General features: G+C 64.3%; 16 protein-coding genes. 7 read left to right on the top strand and 9 right to left on the bottom strand.

Going from position 1 to position 20,273, the window contains the following annotated elements:
* Positions 1-155 precede the first annotated feature (155 nt).
* Positions 156-1,151, top strand: coding sequence for an aldo/keto reductase (locus tag HDG32_RS21215; RefSeq protein WP_184070455.1), 996 nt, complete (start codon positions 156-158; stop codon positions 1,149-1,151).
* A gap of 47 nt (positions 1,152-1,198) precedes the next feature.
* Here the strand turns inward: HDG32_RS21215 and HDG32_RS21220 are convergent, their stop codons facing one another.
* Positions 1,199-1,765, bottom strand: coding sequence for a YbhB/YbcL family Raf kinase inhibitor-like protein (locus HDG32_RS21220; protein ID WP_184070457.1), 567 nt, complete (start codon positions 1,763-1,765; stop codon positions 1,199-1,201).
* Between the two features lie 78 nt (positions 1,766-1,843).
* Between HDG32_RS21220 and HDG32_RS21225 the strand changes: the two genes are divergently transcribed.
* Positions 1,844-2,413 carry a hypothetical protein gene (locus HDG32_RS21225; protein ID WP_184070459.1) on the top strand — a complete coding sequence of 190 codons (570 nt, stop codon included), beginning with the start codon at positions 1,844-1,846 and terminating at the stop codon, positions 2,411-2,413.
* A 289-nt stretch (positions 2,414-2,702) separates the two neighbouring features.
* A complete protein-coding gene (locus HDG32_RS21230; RefSeq protein ID WP_409340047.1) occupies positions 2,703-3,164 on the top strand; it encodes a type VI secretion system amidase immunity protein Tai4 in 462 nt (153 codons plus the stop codon).
* Between the two features lie 137 nt (positions 3,165-3,301).
* Here HDG32_RS21230 and HDG32_RS21235 read toward each other — a convergent pair whose 3' ends face one another.
* The 4 genes from HDG32_RS21235 to HDG32_RS21250 form a co-directional block, all read right to left on the bottom strand.
* The gene (locus HDG32_RS21235) at positions 3,302-4,126 is read right to left on the bottom strand and encodes an ROK family protein (protein ID WP_184057872.1); all 825 of its coding nucleotides are present in this window, start codon (positions 4,124-4,126) and stop codon (positions 3,302-3,304) included.
* A 63-nt stretch (positions 4,127-4,189) separates the two neighbouring features.
* On the bottom strand, positions 4,190-5,809 hold the full coding sequence (gene zwf / locus HDG32_RS21240) for a glucose-6-phosphate dehydrogenase (protein WP_184070461.1): 1,620 nt from the start codon (positions 5,807-5,809) through the stop codon (positions 4,190-4,192).
* A 110-nt stretch (positions 5,810-5,919) separates the two neighbouring features.
* Positions 5,920-8,730 carry an MGH1-like glycoside hydrolase domain-containing protein gene (locus HDG32_RS21245; protein ID WP_184070463.1) on the bottom strand — a complete coding sequence of 937 codons (2,811 nt, stop codon included), beginning with the start codon at positions 8,728-8,730 and terminating at the stop codon, positions 5,920-5,922.
* Positions 8,731-8,781: 51 nt separating this feature from the next.
* On the bottom strand, positions 8,782-10,752 hold the full coding sequence (locus HDG32_RS21250) for an amylo-alpha-1,6-glucosidase (protein WP_184070465.1): 1,971 nt from the start codon (positions 10,750-10,752) through the stop codon (positions 8,782-8,784).
* Between the two features lie 200 nt (positions 10,753-10,952).
* Between HDG32_RS21250 and HDG32_RS21255 the strand changes: the two genes are divergently transcribed.
* Both HDG32_RS21255 and HDG32_RS21260 read left to right on the top strand, forming a co-directional pair.
* Positions 10,953-11,300 carry a hypothetical protein gene (locus tag HDG32_RS21255; protein WP_184070467.1) on the top strand — a complete coding sequence of 116 codons (348 nt, stop codon included), beginning with the start codon at positions 10,953-10,955 and terminating at the stop codon, positions 11,298-11,300.
* Between the two features lie 99 nt (positions 11,301-11,399).
* Positions 11,400-13,568 (top strand): phosphocholine-specific phospholipase C, encoded by a 2,169-nt coding sequence (locus HDG32_RS21260; protein ID WP_184070469.1) that lies wholly within the window; start codon positions 11,400-11,402, stop codon positions 13,566-13,568.
* A 108-nt stretch (positions 13,569-13,676) separates the two neighbouring features.
* Here the strand turns inward: HDG32_RS21260 and HDG32_RS21265 are convergent, their stop codons facing one another.
* The 3 genes from HDG32_RS21265 to HDG32_RS21275 all read right to left on the bottom strand — a co-directional run bounded on the left by HDG32_RS21265 (position 13,677) and on the right by HDG32_RS21275 (position 16,774).
* Entirely contained in the window at positions 13,677-14,594 is a 918-nt protein-coding gene (locus tag HDG32_RS21265) for a dihydrodipicolinate synthase family protein (protein ID WP_184070471.1), read from the bottom strand.
* A 259-nt stretch (positions 14,595-14,853) separates the two neighbouring features.
* On the bottom strand, positions 14,854-15,969 hold the full coding sequence (locus tag HDG32_RS21270; protein ID WP_184070473.1) for a succinylglutamate desuccinylase/aspartoacylase family protein: 1,116 nt from the start codon (positions 15,967-15,969) through the stop codon (positions 14,854-14,856).
* A 37-nt stretch (positions 15,970-16,006) separates the two neighbouring features.
* On the bottom strand, positions 16,007-16,774 hold the full coding sequence (locus HDG32_RS21275) for a transporter substrate-binding domain-containing protein (protein ID WP_184070475.1): 768 nt from the start codon (positions 16,772-16,774) through the stop codon (positions 16,007-16,009).
* A gap of 114 nt (positions 16,775-16,888) precedes the next feature.
* On the opposite strand from HDG32_RS21275, the gene HDG32_RS21280 reads away from it, so the two are divergent.
* A complete protein-coding gene (locus HDG32_RS21280) occupies positions 16,889-17,809 on the top strand; it encodes a LysR substrate-binding domain-containing protein (RefSeq protein WP_184057856.1) in 921 nt (306 codons plus the stop codon).
* A gap of 36 nt (positions 17,810-17,845) precedes the next feature.
* On the opposite strand, the gene lysA is transcribed toward HDG32_RS21280, so the two are convergent.
* Positions 17,846-19,102 (bottom strand): diaminopimelate decarboxylase, encoded by a 1,257-nt coding sequence (gene lysA, locus HDG32_RS21285; RefSeq protein ID WP_260336547.1) that lies wholly within the window; start codon positions 19,100-19,102, stop codon positions 17,846-17,848.
* A gap of 120 nt (positions 19,103-19,222) precedes the next feature.
* Here lysA and HDG32_RS21290 point away from each other — a divergent pair, with 120 nt between their 5' ends.
* Entirely contained in the window at positions 19,223-20,161 is a 939-nt protein-coding gene (locus HDG32_RS21290) for a LysR family transcriptional regulator (RefSeq protein ID WP_184070479.1), read from the top strand.
* Positions 20,162-20,273 lie beyond the last annotated feature (112 nt).

Below are 20,273 nucleotides of genomic sequence, written 5' to 3' on the forward strand. Positions count from 1 at the left end.
AGGTTTAAATGAGAATCGATATCATTTCATATCTACTGGAAGTCAGCAATCCCGGCGTGCGTCAGGCACACCGAATCGCGACTCGGTTTATCCTTTTTACAACGATGTAGTTTCATCGCTTCGGCAGCGCTTTGCTTCCCTCTGGAGTCGACTTTATGCAATATCGCCAATTCGGCCGCACCGGCCTGACCGTTTCTCGCCTGTGTCTCGGCACCATGACCTTCGGGCTGCAAACCGAAGAAGCCGCATCGCACCGCATCCTCGACACGGCCGCGGACGCCGGTGTCAATTTCATCGATACCGCGAACGTCTATCCGCTCGGCGGCGACGAAAATCTGGCCGGACGCACCGAGGAAATCGTCGGACGCTGGCTGAAGGGCAAACGCGAGCGCTTCATCGTTGCGACCAAGGCGGTCGGCAAGATGGGGCCCGCCGCGTGGGACCAGGGCGCGTCGCGCAAGCACCTGCTCGATGCGATCGACGCGTCCTTGCAGCGCCTCGGCACCGACTACGTCGACCTGTACCAGCTCCATTCCGACGACGCGAAGACCCCGCTCGACGAAACGCTCGAAGCGCTCGATGCGATCGTGCGCTCGGGCAAGGCGCGCTATATCGGCGTGTCGAACTTTCTCGCCTACCGGCTCGCGCGCGCACTGGGGCGCGCGGACGTGCTCCGCGTCGCGCGCTTCGTGTCGGTCCAGCCGCGCTACAACCTGCTGTTTCGCCAGATCGAGCGCGAGCTGCTGCCGCTGGCCGCCGAGGAGCAGCTGGCCGTGATGCCGTATAACCCGCTCGCGGGCGGACTGCTGAGCGGCAAGCACCGGCTCGACGCGACGCCCGCCGAAGGGCGCTTCACCGAAAGCGTCGGCAAGGCTGGCGCGATGTATCAGGAGCGCTACTGGCATGAGCGCGAGTTCGACACGATCGAAAGGCTGAAGGCGATCGTCGCGCCGACCGGCGAAGCGCTGGCGAAGGTGTCGCTTGCGTGGGTGCTCGCGAATCCGCTGATTACGTCGGCGATCATTGGTGCGAGCCGCGCGGAGCAGTTGAGCGATACGCTCGCGGCGGCCGGGCTCACGCTCGACGCCGCGATCAAGACCCAGCTCGATGAAGCGAGCGTGCAGTATCGCTGGGGGGACGCGGCGCGCTAGGCGCACGCCGGCAGATCAGGCGCGGCCCGGCGTTCGGCCGCGCGTCTTCATCGTCCGTAGCGCAGCACGGTGCTCGTCGCGGCGAGCACGTGATCCTTGATCGCGGCGTGGAACGCGTCGCGCGTCAAGCCGGCCGGCAATGCGTCGGGCGGCAGATCGAGCGCATAGACCTGCGCCACGTAGTGATGCGGTACCTCGCCGACGGGCGGACACGGGCCGTAATAGCCCGGGCCGCCGGTGCGATTCGTGCCGGCGACGCTGCCCGCCGGCGCGGCTTCGCCTTCGGCGAGTCCGGTCGTGGTAGGCGCGATGCCATAGACGATCCAGTGCACGATGCCGAGGCCTTTCGCGCCGTCGGGGTCGAAGATCGTCACCGCGAAACTTTTCGTGCCGGCCGGCGCGTTATGCCATTGCAGCGCCGGCGACACGTTGCCGCCGCCGCAATTGTTCGCGCTCGCCGCGTGGCTTGCGTTCAGCGTGCCGCCATCGGCCAGTCCCGGCGACGACACCGCGAAGGCCTGTGCCGCATACGCATGCGCGCTCGCGTAAGCGAGCAGCGCGCACGCGCCGACGGAGAGCAGGCGCCGCGCGAGGTTCAGGTGGATGCGAGTCATTGGGAGTCGCCGGGGTTGGACGTGCCGTTGAGAGCTTTGCAGTTCAGAGAGCAACTATAACGAGAATGTTGTTTTGAGATGGAAGAGGCGGCATATTGCGCACGGGGCTGCGCGAATCAAACAATATGGCCAGAGGATTCTGGCAACAACACCACTGGTATTAAAACGATGCGTCTTTCGTCCTGGCTTATTGCCACATTGATGTTCGGCGCAATATCCGGTTTGGCCCTTGCGGAATCGGTTCCCAGGTTTGAGGATTGTCCCGCCACTGTCGAGTCCAGGCACGCTGCGATGCCACGCATGATATTCACGGACGCGACGGCACGTCATTACCGCAGCATTCTTCGTGAAGCCGCAAAGGAGCCGATCAACTTCGCGGGCCACTACGTTCTCGCTACGTGGGGATGCGGTGCTGGATGCGTGATGGCGGCGGCAATCGATACGAACTCGGGCCGCGTCACTTCGCTGCCGTTCACGGTTTCCGATTGGCCGCTGGACATCACGGAGCCGCTTTCCTATCGCGCAGACAGTTGCCTGCTGATCGCTCATGGAAGCCGCAATGAAAGCGCCGAGCACGGAACCTACTACTACGCGTTCGACGGCAAAACATTTACCTTGCGCGCGAGTACGACAAACGTCGGGCGTTAGACAAACCGCGGAAGCAGTGAACGAGACCGTCACCCCGTGCACTGCCTCCGAGTTTGCGGCAGCCACAGATATGCAACGACAGTAGGTTTCGACACAAGACTCGGTTCACTCGCTTGCGTGTGAACCACTTGAACGTTGACGGATGGGCATCTACGGCGAGAGGTGTGTCAAACTTTACTTGATCAGAATGGACAACTGAATTGCGCGAAAACTACTGTTACGACCACTGCTATTTCAACGAACCTGAGGCGAAGTATCGCACTGACCGCGCGAACTTCTCGAGTTTGCCGTGAAGAAGGTTGGGGTTGGCATCCTAACTGCCTCTGCCCTCATCTTCGGTATGTCAGCTTGCTATGCGAAAGGCGATCAACGTGCGACTCCACAAGCTGGAGCACGTACTTATGCACAGAATTACAAAGACATGGTTTTCGCTGCTTGCATAGCGACCGCCTACAAGAACGACAAAGATGCTGCCATGGATGCGGGAAGCAGCGTCAGTGCATTGCGAGACTGGACTTACTTTGACTTGGAGAAGGCTCCAGACGCGATCAAAACCTTGGTGGACAATTATTTGGCGCGAAATTATCAAAACCCGCTGGTTGAATCGAAAACTGAAGGTGTCCGTTTCGATTTCCTGAAGTGTCTGGACCTGTATCACAGTAAGGAATTGGACGCACAGGTCAAGCGTTTGGTCATTAACCCCAGGCGCACTTACCGGCAAGATAATCCGTTGCCAGCAAAGCCGAAGTAGTTATGAGCACGTCCAGCGTCGAAGCGCTGACCAGTGCTCGGGCACGGATCGCCTTGGCAATCGTTGATGGGTTGATATGAACCCTTGGACGTGGAGCCGCGGCGCTGGGTACGTGATTGCAGCGGCAATCCACTCCCTCACTTCGGCTTGAACCGCCCCGTCTTCTGCGTCGCCTCCGGATACTGTCGCGTCTCGCGCACCGAAAGCGGATGCCACAATTTCGCGCCGCCCTCGATCCCCGCGTCGTTCGATACGGTCGCCACGTTCGCCGGCAGAGAAAACTTGATGCGCGCCGCGTTGCCGCCGCCGATCCACAGCTTGTCGTAATTGACCAGTGACTCGAGAATGCCGATCACCTTCTCGACACGCCGGCTCCAACGCTTGTTGCCGATCTGCTCGCGCGCGGCCTCGCCGATGTATTCGTCGTACGCCACGCCCTTCTTGCTGACCGGATGATGCGCGAGCTCCAGATGCGGCATCAGTTCGCCATCGCGAAACATCGCGGTGCCGGCGCCCGTGCCGAGCGTCAGCACGAACTCGAGGCCGTGGCCTTCGATCGCCGCGAAGCCTTGCATTTCGGCGTCGTTGATCATCCGCACCGGCAGTCCGCCCAGGCGCTGCGCGAGCGAATCCGCGAGCGCAATGTCGTGCCATCCTTCGATGCCGAAGTGCGGCGCGGTCAGAATGCGGTTGTTGCGCACGACACCCGGAAACCCGATCGAGATACGGACGGGCCGCACCTGCTCGATGAGCGGAGCCACGAGTTGCGCGAGCGCGTCCACCAGCTGATCCGGCGTGCACGGATGCGGCGTCGCAACGCGCACGCGCTCGGTTTTCATCTGCCCGTCGGCGTCGATGATCGCGGCCTTCAGGCCGGTGCCGCCGACGTCGATCGCGAGGATGTGCTCGCTGCCGCTTGTCGGCGCATTCCGTTTCACTGCGTTCTTGTTGCGTGTTGCCACGATGTCTCCCGATTGTGTTGAGGCGGTTGTGATGCGTGTCTGCGGGTTGGTTCAAAGGTGCCGCTACGACTTGCCACCGGGCGCTTTCTGCTGCAACGGGCGCCACGCGTGGCCGTCGCGCGCGAGCAGCGCGTCGGCTTCGGCCGGCCCGTCGCTGCCGGCCGCATAGCCGCGCACGGCAACCGCGCCGCCACTCCTCGGATGCAGCACGTCGTCGACCGCGCACCAGCTCGTCTCGATGCTGTCGGCGCGCTGAAACAACGTCGCGTCGCCAAACATGCAGTCGTACAGCAGCGTCTCGTAGCCCACGTTCGCGCTTTCCGCAAAGAAGTCGCCATAGTTGAACGACGACTGTACCGGACCGACCTGCATCACCGGCCCCGGCACCTTCACGTTGAAATCGAAGCTCGAGCCGTGCTCGGGATCGATGCGAATGGTCAGCACGTTCGGCGTCAATGCGTCGACCGGCGTATCGCGGAACAGGCGGAACGGCACCGGCTTCAGCTGCACCGAAACCTCGGTGCGGCGCACCGCGAGCCGCTTGCCGGTACGCAGATAGAACGGCACGCCGGCCCAGCGCCAGTTCTCGACGAACACGCGCGCCGCCGCGTAGGTTTCCGTCGTGCTGCCGGGCGCGACGTCGGGCTCCTCGCGATAGCCCACGCCGGCTGGCCCTTTTTCGTACTGGCCGAAGACGACGTCGGCGGACGTCAGCGGCTGGATTGCGTCGAATAGCTCGGCCTTCCTGTTTCGCACGGCTTCGGCGTCGAACGAATTCGGCGGCTCCATCGCGACGATGCCGAGCAGCTGGAACAGGTGGTTGGGCACCATGTCGCGAAACGCGCCGGTCTGCTCGTAGAACCTGCCGCGCCCCTCGACGCCGATCGTTTCCGCCGCCGTGATCTGCACGCAGTCGATGTACTCGCGCCGCCAGATCGGCTCGAACATCGCATTCGCGAAGCGCACCGCGAGGATGCTCTGCACGGTGTCCTTGCCGAGAAAATGATCGATGCGGTACACCTGCGACTCCCGCGCATACGACAGGATGTGCGCGTTCAGATCGCGCGCCGATGCGAGATCGGTGCCGAACGGCTTCTCGATCACGAGACGCCGAAAGCCGCCGTTCGCGCCGTCGCCTTCCTTCAGCAGGCCGGCTTTGCCGAGCCGGTCGGTGATCGGTTTGAAAAAACGCGCGCCGACCGCGAGGTAGAAGATCGCATTACCGCCTTTCGACTGATCGAGCTTCTGCTTCAGCTTCGCGAACGTATCGTCGGATTCGAACTCGCCCGCCATGTATTCGAGGCGCTGCGCGACCCAGTTCCATGCGTTGTCGTCGAGCTTGCCGGCGTGAAAGGTGCTGGCCTTGTCGGCGGCGAACTTCTGCAGCGAGGTATGCAGTTCGTCGCACCATTCGCGCGTTTCGCGCTCGCCGTGATTGACGCCAATGATCTTCATGCTGTCGTCGAGCAGGCCATCGACCGCGAGGTTGTAGAGCGCCGGCATCAACAGACGTTTGGTCAGATCGCCGCCCGCGCCGAAGATCACGAGCGTGCACGGCGGCGCGGGCTTCTTGCCGGCCGGCGACGACAGGGCGTCGTATCGGTTCGCGCTGAGCTTGCAGCTCAGGGCGGGCGTTGCGTTGGGTTGATCGGGAGAAGCGGAAGGGTTCGGTGTGGTCGACATGGGATTCACTTGGACCTCGGTAAGCCGGTAGAACGAACGCGGCGATACATGAAAGACCACGGGCGCTGCCGCACAGTTCAATCGCATTCGTGCGTGAGCGCGCGGCGTGCTTACTTCGTCGTCGTGGCCGGGAGCGACGGTACCGGTTCTTTCGCCACCGCCGGCGTTACCGCGGACGCAGAAGCCGTCGGCACCGGAATCGGCGCGGGCGCCGGCGCCGGTTCCCCCGCCAGCGGCACGTTGCCCGATGCCGCCATCGCGCGCGGCTGCAACAGCAACGCGACGAGCCCGGTCCAGCCGGTCTGATGCGAAGCCCCGACGCCACGACCGTTATCGCCATGAAAATACTCATGGAACAGGATCAGATCCTGCGAACGCGGGTCCGCCTGCAGCAGCGGATACGCACCCATCACCGGCCGCTCGCCGTTTTTGTCCTTCAGGAACAGCGTGGTCGCGCGGCGCGCGAGTTCGTCGGCGATTTCGCTCAACGAGAACTTCTGGCCCGACCCGGTCGGATACTCGACGCGGAAATCATCGCCGTAATAGCGATGAAACTCGTACAGCGATTCGATCAGCAGATAGTTGACCGGCATCCACACCGGCCCGCGCCAGTTCGAATTGCCGCCGAACACGCGGGTATCGGATTCGGCCGGCAGATACTTCACGCAGAAGCTGTTGCCGTTGTGCTGGTACACGAACGGATGATCGCGATGGCAACGCGACAACGCCCGCACGCCGTGATCGGAAAGAAATTCACTTTCGTCGAGCGCGCGCCGTAACAACGCCTTCATCCGATGCCCGCGCAGCAGCGACAGCAAAAGCGCGTTGCCCTTGCCGGGCTCGTTCCAGCGCGACACCAGCTTCGCGAGATCGGGCCGATGCTCGAGAAACCACACGAGGCGCTCGCGCAAGCCCGGCAAGCCGCCGTGCAGACGCTCCTCGAGCACGTGCACGGCGAACAGCGGTATCAGTCCGACGATCGAGCGAACGCGCATCGGCAAGTTGCTGCCGTCGGGCAGGCGCAGCTTGTCGTAGAAGAATTCGTCCTCGCTGTCCCACAGGCCCGTGTCGCAGCCGTCGTCGCAACTGACCGCCTCCGCGATATACAGGAAGTGCTCAAAGAACTTCACACCGATATCGACGAACACGTGGTTCGCGTAGGCGAGCTCGAGCGCGATACGCATCAGGTCGAGCGCATACGCGGCCATCCACGCGGTGCCGTCGGCCTGGTCGATGTGGCCGCCGGTGGGCAGCGGCGACGAGCGGTCGAAGATGCCGACGTTGTCGAGCCCGAGAAAACCGCCCTGAAAAATATTGTGGCCGTCGGCGTCCTTGCGATTCACCCACCACGAGAAATTCAGCAGCAGCTTGTGAAACACGAGCTCCAGAAAATCGCGGTCCGCCTTGCCGGTCAGCGCGCGGTCGATCTCGTACACGCGCCACGCGGCCCATGCATGGACCGGCGGGTTCGCGTCGCTCAATGCCCATTCGTAAGCGGGCAACTGGCCGTTCGGGTGCTGATAGCGGTCCTTCACGAGCAGCAGCAACTGCTTCTTGGCGAACGCCGGATCGATCAGCGCGAACGCGGCCGCATGAAACGCGAGGTCCCACGACGCGTACCACGGGTACTCCCACTTGTCCGGCATCGACACGATGTCCGCGTTGCACAGATGCCGCCAGTCGGTGTTGCGGCCGTGCTTGCGCGCGGCGGGCGGGCTCGGTTGCAGCGGATCGCCGTCGAGCCAGCGCTGCACGTCGTACTGGTAGTACTGCTTCGACCACAGCATGCCGGCGAGCGCCTGACGTTGCACGAGACACGCATCGGGGTCGGTGATCTCGTGTTGCAACGCGCCATAGAATTCGTCGGCTTCGGCGCGGCGGCGCGCGATCAACACGTCGGCATCGAATGGCGCTTCATCGGTCGCCGATTGCGGGTGCCAGCGCAGATACACGACCGCGCGTCCGTGCGGCCCGAACTCGAGCGCCGCATGCGCCGCGGCCCGGGTGCCCGCGTCGTGACGGATCGCGTTCGCGTCGCCGTGCACGAGGTAGTCGTTGAAGCCGTCCTTGAACGGGCCCGCGCCGTCCATGCCGAACAGCCGCTTCACGTTGGTGTCGTTCTCGCAGAACAGCCACGCGAGTTGCGGCGCGTCCTTCGACCACGCGGTCACGACGATCGGTTCGTGCACATGGTGATGGCCAAGCAGACGCACCGAGCCGTCATGACCGGTACCGGCGACGAGCTTCGGCTTGTCCTTGTTCTCTTTCCACGACCACGAGTTGCGCGCCCAGATTTGCGGCAGCACATCGAGCGACGCCGCTTCGTCCGCGCGATTTTCGATCGTCACGCGCATCACGATGTCGTCGGGCGTGTGCTTCGCGTATTCGATCTGGACGTCGAAATAGCGCTGATCGTCGAACACGCCGGTATCGAGTACTTCGTACTCTGGCATATCGCCGCCGCGGCGCGCGTTTTCGTCGATCAGGTCCTGGTATGGATAGGCCGCATGCGGGTACTTGTACAGCATGCGCATGTAGGAATGCGTGGGCGTGCCGTCCAGATAGCAGTACAACTCCTTGACGTCCTCGCCGTGATTGCCCTGCGAGTTCGTCAGGCCGAACAGGCGCTCCTTGATGATCGGGTCCTTGCGGTTCCACAGCGCGAGCGAAACACACCAACTGAGCCGGTCGTCGCCGAAACCGGCGATGCCGTCTTCGCCCCAGCGGTAGGCGCGGCTGCGCGCATGGTCGTGCGGAAATGAGTCCCAAGCGGTGCCGTTCGCGCTGTAGTCCTCGCGCACCGTGCCCCACTGGCGCTCGCTCAGATACGGCCCCCAGCGCTGCCAGTGGCCGCATTCGGGCGAATGCAGCCGGGAACCTTCGATCGTGGCGAGCAGATTGGCAGCGCGCAGCGGTGGCATGAAAACGTCCTTGCAACAGGCCTGGCGGTGGGACCCACATCGTAGCGCGGTTTACGCGCCGTTGCGCTCGAACCGGGCAAGCAGACTTTCGACGCGCAGCAATTCGCCTAGCGACCAGGCCTGGAACGGCGTGCCGGCGGGCGCGTGCGGCGCGTCGCCGGCGGCGATCTCGGACAGGTGATCGAGGCCCGCGTGATCGAGATGCGCGTACAGCGGGGCGAGAAAACGCGCCCTCGCCTGCGCGAGATTATCGGCACTCGCGCCATTCACTCGCAGCCACGCTTCGACGAACGGGCCGATCAGCCACAACCACGCGGTGCCCTGATGATAGGCGCCGTCGCGTTCGCGCGGCGCGCCGCCGTAGCGGCCGCGATAGGCGGGATCGGACGGCGCGAGCGTGCGCAGGCCGAGCGGCGTCAGCAATTGCGCTTCGACCTGACCCACCACCGCGCGCGCCGCCGCGCCTTCGAGCAGCGGAAACGGCAGGCCACCGACCGCGAAGATCTGATTCGGCCGGATCGAGCGGTCGACCGTGCCCGGCACATGATCGACGTCGACGTTATCGAACAGCGTCTGGGTGGCCGGATCGACGAAGCGCCGGCGAAACGCGAGCGTCGCGAGCTCGGCAGCTTGCCGCCACTGCGGGTTCCATGCTGACGCGATTCGCAGCGCGTTGATCCACAGCGCCTGCACTTCGACCGGCTTGCCGATGCGCGGTGTGACGACCCAGTCGCCGACTTTCGCGTCCATCCACGTCAGTTGCACGCCGGGGATGCCGGCGCGCAGCAGGCCGTCGTCCGCGCACACGCCGATGTTGAAGCGCGTGCCGTTCGTGTAGCCGGTCAGGATCGTTTCGGCGGCCTGCTGCAGATGCGCGCGCGTTTGCGCGCCCGCATGCGGCGTCGCCAGATAGTCGTGAACCGCGACGATGAACCATAGCGACGCGTCGACCGAGTTGTATTCGGGCACGTCGCCGTAGTCGGGGAAGCGGTTCGGCAGCATGCCTTCGGACAGCGTGCCCGACCATTCGAGCAGGATCGCTTCGGCATCGTCGAGACGGTTCGACTCGATCAGCAGGCCGCGCATCGCGATGAACGTGTCGCGGCCCCAGTCGGTGAACCACGGAAAGCCCGCGAGGATCGTGCGGCCTTCGTTGCGCGTGACGACGTAGGCGTCGGCCGAACGTTGCAGGCGTGAGCCGAGTGCGGCGCGGCGTTGTTGTTCGGTGTGGGCGAGTTGGGCGGCGTGGGCGGTGGTTTGGGGTTTGTCGTTCGCGCATTCGGTGGCGGACGTGCTCGACGCGCTCAGAATCATCACCGCGTCGCCCTCCGCGAGATCGAAGCTGAACACGCCGGGCGTCGCGAGATCTTCGCTGCAATCGAGACCGCGCTCCTGCTCGCGCACGTAGCAGAAGTTGCGATACCAGTCGGGCGCATGCGTATAGGCACCGTTCGTCGCCGCTCGCACGACCGGCAGTCCGCCATACGGTTGCCAGCTCGCGCACGACTGATCGGCGCTGACTTGCACGCCGAAGTTGAAGGCCGGATTCTCGTGATGCAGCGCATGATAGTCACGGCCCGACAGCAACGGTCTGATCTTCAGCACGGGCGCATCGAGTTCGCCGCCTTCGAGCCGCCAGCGCAATGCCGTTTCGCACGTCGCTTTGCTGACGAACACGTCGGCGATCATCGCCGCGTGCGCACCGAGTCGAATGCGCCACGTCGGCCACGGCGCGGTGTCGAAGCTGGCAAGGCGGCCGCGCAAATCCGGATAGATCACGTCAGGCCCATAGCGTTGCATGGTCAACGCGAAGCGCTCGCCGCCCGCCTCGACCCACGCCTCGATGCCGTTGACGAGCACCAGGCGCCCGCCCGGCGCGCGCGTCGCGGCTAGCAGCAGCGCATGGTAGCGGCGCGTGCGCAACATGCCGAGCGTGCCCGAAGCAAAGCCGCCGAAGCCGTCGGCTTCGAGCCATTCGTCTTCGAGTTGCGAGATGTCGATGGGCGAATCGATGCGAGTCATTGAATCGTGCTCATGCGCGAATGATAAAGCAGCAAACATAGCGCAGATGGCAGCGCCATGAACATTGACCTTCCCGATACTTTCCATTTTCTTTCGATCAACCGACGATTTATCGAAAGTTATGCCGGGCGCAAACGTTTCACAATTATTTCTTGAAAGGAATGGAGACTGCACCCGCTTTCATCGAACCGGATGCAGACATGAGAAAAATCAGTTGCATCGCGAGCGCCGCATTGCTGGCGCTTGCCACGATAGCGTTGAACGGTTGCGGCGCGGACGACTCCTCTTCCACGAGCATCGCGACGACCACGAGCCTTGCGCCGAACGACGCGGCGCAACGCCCCGCAATGGCGGCAGCGGCAGTGGCGACTCCCAACGCCTCAGCGCCATTCGTGGACAACACGGCGAACAACACGGCGAGCAACGCGGCAAGTGGCGCAGCCGCCACCGACGCGATCACGCAAAACATGCAGGCCAGTCTCGCGGCCGACAGCCAGCAGGTCGCGCCGGTCATGCGCTACGCGCCCGGCGACAGCGCGAACAACTAGTCCGCAACTGATCAGCAGGAGCAACGCGTAACCGACCACGAAACACCCCAAAGCACGCTCACGCGCGCCATTCTTCCCCTACGCAGAAGGTGATATTCGATGACATCAACTAGCCGTCGCCGTTTCCTGCAAACCGTGGCTTCATCCGCGGGCGCCGCCGCCGCGATGACCGCATTGCCCGAGTCGATCCGCAACGCGCTCGCCGTGCCTGCGTTTTCGCGCACGGGCACGATTCGCGATATCGAGCACATCGTCGTGTTCATGCAGGAGAACCGCTCGTTCGACCACTACTTCGGCCATCTGCGCGGCGTGCGCGGCTACAACGACCGCTTCCCGATTCCGCTGCCGAGCGGCCTGCCGGTGTGGAATCAGCCGTCGAAGGAAGACCCGACCAAGCCGGTGCTGCCGTTCCATCTGGACACCGCGACGACGAGCGCGCAGTGCGTCGGCGATCTCGATCACTCGTGGTACAAGACCCAATATGCAATCGACGGCGGCCGCTACGACCAGTGGCCCGCCAACAAGACCGACATGACGATGGGCTACCACCTGCGTAGCGACATCCCGTTCCACTACGCGCTCGCCGACGCGTTCACGATCTGCGATGCGTACTTCTGCTCGTTGCCGGGACCGACGCACCCGAACCGCGCGTATCTGATGACCGGCATGGTCGACCCGACCGGCACGATGGGCGGACCGCTGCTCGACAACAACGACTGGGTCGACGGCGATGGTCCGCCGAACTATCAGTTGCTGTCGTGGACCACGTACCCGGAGCGTCTGCAGGCCGCGGGCATTTCGTGGCAGATCTATCAGCAGGGCACGTCGGGCGCCGATCCGCTGAATGGCAATTACGGCACCAACATCCTGCAGAACTTCACGAACTTCATCAACGCGCAACCGGGTTCGCCGCTCTACGAGCGCGCGCAAACCGTGCGCACGATCGACGACCTGAAAGCCGACGTGCTCGCGAACCAGCTGCCGCAGGTGTCGTGGCTGTGCCCGCCGGCCGCCTACTCGGAGCATCCGAGCTACACGCCCGCGTACGGCGCCGAATACACGTCGCAGATTCTCGACGCGCTGACGTCGAACCCCGAGGTGTGGAGCAAGACCGTGCTCTTCATCATGTACGACGAGAACGACGGCTTCTTCGATCACCTCGTGCCGCCGCAACCGCCGACGACCTCCACCCAGGGCAAGTCGACGGTCACGACCGACGGCGAGATCCACAATGTCGTCAATCCGCTGCGCGGCGGCAGCTACACCGCCGACGGCTATCCGTACGGCCTCGGCCCGCGCGTGCCGATGACGATCGTGTCGCCGTGGACCAAGGGTGGCTTCGTGTGCTCGCAGGTGTTCGATCACACGTCCGTGATCCGCTTCATCGAAACGCGCTTCGGCGTGCATGAGCCGAACATCACGGCATGGCGTCGCGCGGTGTGCGGCGACCTGACCACCGCATTCGACTTCCGCACGCCGGATGCGAAGATGCCGTCGCTGCCGGACACCAGCAACTACATGAGCATGGCCGACAACCAGTGCAAGACGCAACCGAAGCCGACCGTGCCGACGACGCCGACTCCGGTCGATGCGCAGGAAGCGGGCATCCGTTTCGCGCGCGCGTTGCCGTACGAACTGCATGTAAACGGCGCGGCGAACGCGGGCAACGACACGTTCGAAATCACGATCGGCAACACCGGCGACCAGGGCGCGCACTTCTACGTGTACGCGACGAATCGCACCGACGGTCCGTGGCGCTACACGGTCGAAGCGGGCAAGTCGCTCAGCGACACGTTCGACCTGAGCACGACGAACGGCGTGTATGCATTCGACGTGTTCGGTCCGAACGGCTTCGTGCGCAAGTTCGCGGGCAACACCCAGGCGAATACCCAGGCGAGCACGCAAAGCACGCAGAATGGCCATGGCAACGGTCATGGCGACAACCAGCCGGCGCGGCCTGAAGTGACCGCGCAATACGACGTCGCGAATGGCAACGTGTTCCTGAAGTTCACCAACAGCGGCGGCGGCATCGCGCATCTGACGGTGATCGACAACGCGTACGGCGCGCGCCCGCGTACCGTGGTCGTGCCGGCCAATGCGCGTATCGAAGAAGACTGGGTGCTTGCGTCGAGCCATCACTGGTACGACCTGACGGTGACGAGCAGTGACGACGCGAGCTTCTCGCGCCGCTTTGCCGGTCACGTCGAGAACGGCCGGCCGAGTATCAGCGATCCGGCTGCGGTTGCGCCGGTGCTGAGCGCGAGTTGAGGCAACCACCGCCAGCCCTGCTTACTCGCAGTAAGATTCGGCATCCTGTCCCGCCAACGTGGCGGACAGGGTGCCGATGTTTTTTGAGGCTCGTGCGAAACGCGGTGCTTAGAGACCGACGTCCGGCAGCGCCGGACGCGTGGCGAGCGCCTTGGCGACGATGTCTTTGACTTCGGCGAGCGCGTCGCCTTGCAGCGCGAGGCGCGGCGGACGCGTGACGGCGCTGCCGCGGCCGAGCAGTTCCTCGCACAGCTTGATGCATTGCACGAGGTCGGGGCGCGCGTCGAGGTGCAACAGCGGCATGAACCAGCGGTACAGCGACAGCGCTTCATCGAAACGCTTCTGCGTGGCGAGGCGGAACAGCGTCTCGCCCTCCTTCGGGAACGCGTTCGACATGCCCGACACCCACCCTTGCGCACCGACCGCGATGCTTTCGACGACGACGTCGTCGAGGCCGGCGAACAGCACGAAGCGGTCGCCCACCGCGTTGCGCAGATCGATGAAGCGTCGCGTATCGCCCGACGAATCCTTGAAGCAGACGATGTTCTCGCAGTCCTGCAGTGCGATCAGCACGTCCGGCGTGACGTCGTTCTTGTAGATCGGCGGGTTGTTGTAGATCATCACCGGCAGATCGGTGCTGGTCGCGACCGAGCGGAAATGCGCGGCGGTTTCGTACGGCTTCGCGGAATAGACGAGCGCCGGCATGACCATCACGCCGTCGACGCCGACACGCGCGGCTTCACGCACCGTCTGCCGCGCGAACTCGGTCGTGAACTCGGCGACACCCGCGACGACCGGCACCTTGCCGCCAGCCGCGTCGCGCGCGGCCTCAATCACCTGCAGTTTTTCCGACGTGCTCAGCGAGGTGTTTTCGCCAACCGTGCCGCAGACCACCAGACCCGACACGCCGTCCTTGACGAGATTGCTGACCACGCGGTGCGTCGCGTCGATGTCGAGCGAAAAATCCGGCTTGAACTGGGTGCTGACGGCGGGAAACACCCCGCTCCATTGGATAGCCTTGCTCACTTTGTCCGTCTCCTTCGAAAAGCCGGTCGCGCCGACACACACGTTGAGTATGACGACGAGTATCGGCCTTTATCCGGAGGCGGGCTTGGGCTTTTTCGTGGCTGAAAGAGATTAAATCCGCACAACAGGCGAGGCGCCGGATCGCCGGCCGGGCGGTGCCGGCGACTTCGCAGCAAGGCGGCTGAGGCGCACGTCAGCACCGTCGCGTGAGGCGTCGAGGCGGCCCCTGGATGCCGAGTCCGGCATAGCCGTTACGCGATCAGGCGCCCAGCAATACGCCCGTTCGGATCGGCCGCGTGCCGGTCACGCGACCGAGCGGCGCACCGGCCGTCGCGAAACGGATCGCGCGCCGCATGTACAGCACCCCTTCGGTCTGGCTCGCGATCGTGGTCGTCTCGTCGGTCAGCGGATCGACGATATCGAACAGCGGCTGGCCGACGCGGATCTTGTCGCCGATCTTCGCGCGGTGCACGAGAATCCCGCTCACCGGCGCATAGAACTGCTCGCTGCCCGCGAGCGGCGTCGCCGGCGACAGCAGCGGCGGCAACGGCTTGGCCTCGCCCCGAATCGCGCCGCGCCACACCAGATAGTCGACGAGCGCGTCGGCATCCTGCTGCGCGACTTCATACGACACGTCGCGCTGGCCGCGGCATTCGACCGTCACCGCGATCGCGCCGGTCGGCACCGGCTTGCTCGCCGGCATCTGCTGCTGCAACGTCCACCACAGCAGGCTGTGGGTTTCGTCGAATGCGCCGCCGCCCGAATCGGTCGCGAGCAACGACGCCTCTGCACCGAGATAGCGCGACAGCGGCTCGAACTCGGCCCAAGCGGATTCGCTCGTGTACACATGCATCGCCGCTTCGAGCGAGCAATGCAGATCGATCACGACGTCCGCGTCGCACGACAACTTCAGGAGCGCCAGTTGCAGCGACTCGAATTCGGTCAGCGGCTTCTGTTGCGCGAGTTCGGCCGCGAGCAGCTCGCGCACGATGCGGCGGTTCTCGTTCGCGTCGGCGCCGAGCGCCTCTTTCGCATTCGCGACGAGCTTTGCGAACTGCACGAAATGCCGGTTGAAGTTCTTGCCACTGCCGAGATCGAAGCGGCCGATGAACTGCCCGAGCACGTATTGACTGAGCCCGACCGGATTCGACACCGGCACGAGCACGATTTGAGCGCTCAGCGCGCCGGCTTCCTCGAGCTCCCGCAGACGCCGCTTCAGCAGCACCGTGGTCAGCATCGCGGGCGTTTCGTCGGCATGCAGCGACGCCTGGATGTAGATCTTCTGCCCGCTATTGGCCGGGCCGAAATGAAACGACACCAGTTCGCGGTGCGTGCCGATGGCTGGCGACACAAGCGGAATCGATTGCCTGTTCATGAATGGAAAGCCGTGAAGATAATGTTGGAAATCTGCATCAATTGCCGTACGGATCGAAGTCGAAGTACTTCTTCGCGATCAGCGCATAGGTGCCGTCTTTGCGCATCGACGCGATCGCCGCGTTGATCGATGCCTGCACCGCGGTTTCGTCCTTGCGCAAGCCGATGCCGACGCCGCGATCTCCCATCGAAAGCGGCTCGCCGACAAACGCGAAGCCCTTGCCCGCGGGCGTGCGCAGGAAGCCGTAATCGGCCTCGACGGTGCCGAGCAACGCGCCGTCGAGCCGGCCGTTCTGCAGATCGGCGAACACCTCGTCCTGGCTCTTGTAGGCGACCACGTTCGCGCCGAGCGGCGTCCAGTTCTTCAGTGCGTAGCTCTCGAACTGGGTGCCCGACTGCACGCCGATCTGCTTGCCGGCAAGTCCGCTCGCCGTAGGCGCGAGCGACGAGCCTTGCCGCGCGATCAGCCGCGACTTGAACTGGAACAGCTTCGACGAAAACAGAATCTGCTGCTCGCGCTTCTCGGTGATCGCCATCGACGACAGCACCGCGTCGATCTTGCGCGCCTGCAGCGCCGGAATCATGCCCGAAAACTCGAGTTCGACCCACTGACAATGCGCGTGGATGCGCCGGCAAATCTCGTTGCCGAGATCGACGTCGAAGCCCTTCAGGCTGCCATCGGGCGCCTTCGAGTCCATCGGCGGATAGGTCGGATCGATGCCGAGGCGCAACGTGTTGGCGTCAGCGGCGAACGCGCCGCTGCTGAAAGCCAGCGCGGCGCAGAGAGTGATCAGTGGAGTTTTCATGGAAGGCGACGATGAGCGGATCAGGACAGCGTGATCGTAAGCCGCTGTGGCGCCTCAAAGAAGTCCCGTTCGGACTATCATGATCACTTTTACCGATCACCAAACCCTGACGCCATGGCATTGACGATTTCCCAGCTGCGCGCGTTCACGGCAGTCGCCGAGCATGGCAGCATCCGCGCGGCCTCGCGCGCGCTCGGCATCGCGCAAAGCGGCATCACGCAGCAGTTGCAGAACCTCGAATCGATGCTCGGCGCGACGCTGTTCACGCGCACCAATCGCGGCATTGCGCTGACCGCGCTGGGCCAGCGGCTGCTGCAGCGGGCCGGCGCGATCCTCGGTGAATGCGAGCGTGCCGAGGAGGACGTGCGGCAACTGCGCGGCGACTACGTGGGCGAGGTCACGTTCGGCATGACGACAGAGCCGCTCGTCGACGCGTTCGCGCCCGTGTTGATGGAATTTCGTGCGCGCTTCGAGCGCGTCGCCGTGCATCTGCGCACGGGCACGTCGCGCATGATGATTTCGTGGATCCGCGAAGGCACGCTGGATTTCGCTGTCGCGCTCGTATCGAAGCAGACCGACACCGCCGATCTGTCGGTCACGCCGCTCTATCCGTCCGACCCGGTGATCGTGTGCCGGCGCGGTCATCCGAAGGCGCGCGCGAAGTCGCTCGCCGAACTCGTCGATTGCACGTGGGTGACGACGCGCTCGCCGAATCTGACCGAGGAGCCGCACGTCAACCGGTTGAGCCATCTGTTCGACAGCTACGGCTTGCCGCCGCCGAAGATCGTCGCGACCGTCGAGGGCTTGTACGAGACGCTGCACCTGGTAGCCGCGACCGATTGCCTGTCGCTCGAATCATCGGTCATCGCGAAGCGCGGACCGTTCGCGGACGTGCTGACGACGATCCCCGTGCGCGAGCGCGCGTTGCAGCAGAACGTCTGTCTGCTGCAACGCGCCGCGATTCCGCTGACCCCAGCCGCGCAGGAGTTCGCGACGATGATCGCGTCGTACACGCGCGCGGTGCGGGCGCATTGAGCGTGGAGTGTTGAGCGTTGAACTCCAACGCGCCGCTCAAGCCGCCGTCGCTTCGAGCGCTATCAATTCTTCGATGCGCTGCCTGCGCCGGATCAGCCGCGCGTTGCCGCGCTCGATCAGCACCTCGGGCGCGAGCGGCCGGCTGTTGTAGTTCGATGACATCGACGCGCCGTACGCGCCTGTGTCATGGAACACGAGCAGGTCGCCCACTCGAGGCGCGGGCATCGACCGGCTCGTGACGACACCGCCTTGCGCCTGCGTGAACACGTCGCCGGCTTCGCACAGTGGCCCCGCCACGCTGAACGAGCCGGCCGGCGCATCGCTCGGCGTGCCATTGCGCCGAAGCACGCTGATCTCGTGATAACTGCCGTAGTACGACGGCCGCACCAGGTCGTTGAAGCCCGCATCGAGCAACGCGAATTGCCGCGACGGCCGCCGGTTCAGCGCGTGCACTTCGGCGACGAGTACACCTGCCTGCGCGACCAGAAAGCGCCCCGGTTCGATTTCGAGTCGCACGCGATGCCCGACGCGTGCTTCGATGCGGCGCCGCGCGTCGTCCCACAGCCGGAAATGATGCGCGGTATCGACACTCAGCTCGCCATCGCGATACGGCACCGACAAACCACCACCCGCGGAAATCGCCTCGATATCCTGATCGAGTTGCGACACCGCATCGACCATCGCATCGCACACTTTCGCGAGATGCGCGTAATCGACACCCGAGCCAATATGCATATGCAGCCCGACGAGCTTCAGCCGATAGCGCCGCACCAGTTCGAGCGCGCGTGGCAGGTCATCGCGCCAGATGCCGTGCTTGCTGTGCTCGCCGCCTGTGTTGGTCTTGCTGCTGTGGCCGTGACCGAAGCCGGGATTGATCCGCAGCCACACGCGATGGTCTTCGCTCGCGTGTCTCCCGAGCCGTTCGAGCATGTCGGGCGAGCCGGCGTTGACCGTGATTCGCTCGTCGAGCACGGTGGCCAGCGTCGCGTGGTCGAGCACGTCGGCGGTGAAGACGACGCCTTCGGGCCCACCGTTCGATGCGGGTTGAGCCGCATAACCCGCGGCAAAACCGCGCGCGAGTTCACCCAAAGAGACCGCATCGACCATCACGCCTTCGTCGCGCATCAGCTTCAGGATGTGCACGTTCGAACAGGCCTTCTGCGCGTAGCGGATCGTGTCGAAACTGCGCAACTGCGCGATGCGCCGGCGGATCGTGTCGGCGTCATAGACCCATAGCGGCGTGCCGTGCTGGCGCGCGAGGTCGGCGAGTTGACGGGAGTCGAATGGCGTCATGGTCGGTTGCATGTCGAAGCTTTGCGAAAGCGATAGCCGACATGATGATCCGCGGCGATCATTCAGTAAAATACCAATTTATTGCTCGCCTATTCACTTTTGATATAGCACGGACCCACCATGGCGCTCACGCACCGGCACATCGAAATCTTCCGCGCGCTGATGACGGCCGGCAGCGTGACCAAGGCAGCCGAGATGCTGTTCACGTCGCAGCCCACCGTGAGCCGCGAACTCGCGCGCATGGAACAGAGCATCGGCTTCGCGTTGTTCGAGCGAGCGCAGGGCCGGCTGCGTCCCACGCAATCCGCGCTGACGCTGTTCGACGAGATCAAGCGCGCGTATGTCGGGCTCGAACGCGTCGCGTCGACGGCGGCCGCGCTGCGCGAATTCAAGGGTGGCCAGCTGTCCGTGATCGCGCTGCCGTTGTTTTCGCATTCGATCCTGCCGGGCGCCGTCAAACGCTTTCACGATGTGCAGCCGGGCGTCAGCGTATCGATCGCGACGCAGGAGTCGCCGTTTCTCGAAGAATGGCTGAGCGCGCAGCGCTATGACCTCGGCCTCACCGAGCACGACGCGCCGCCGCCCGGCACGCGGCTCACGCCACTCATCGCCGTCGATGAAGTGTGTGTGCTGCCCGACGCTCACCCGCTGCTCGCGAAACGCGTGATCGCATTGAAAGATTTCGCCGATCAGGCGTTCATCAGCCTGTCCGCGAACGATCCATACCGGCTGCAAATCGACGAAGCGTTCGCGCGAGCCGACATCGCGCGCCGCCTGCTGATCGAAACGCCGACCGCGGTGTCCGTGTGCAGCTTCGTGCGGCAAGGGCTCGGCATTGCGATCGTCAATCCGCTGACCGCGCTCGATTTCGCGGGTCACAATCTGCATATCCGGCCGCTCGCGTCGTCGCTGCCGTTTCGCGTCAGCGTGATCCGTCCCGAGCACCGGCCCGCGCATCTGCTCGCGGACGCGTTCGTCGGCGCGCTGCAAAGCGAAGCCGCCGCGCTGCGGCTACAATTGAAGCGCCACAGCGGCCCCAAGCGGTCATCGCATTCATAGCAGTCACGCCAGCGTCCCCGCTTCATCGCCCGGCGAATCCGCGCAGCGCCACGCGCGTTCGCGCGGGGCCACCGCCCGAACCGTCCGCCGCGCGAACCGGGCACGCTTCGAG

The sequence above is a fragment of the Paraburkholderia sp. CI2 genome (assembly GCF_014201055.1).
Classification (GTDB): domain Bacteria; phylum Pseudomonadota; class Gammaproteobacteria; order Burkholderiales; family Burkholderiaceae; genus Paraburkholderia; species Paraburkholderia tuberum.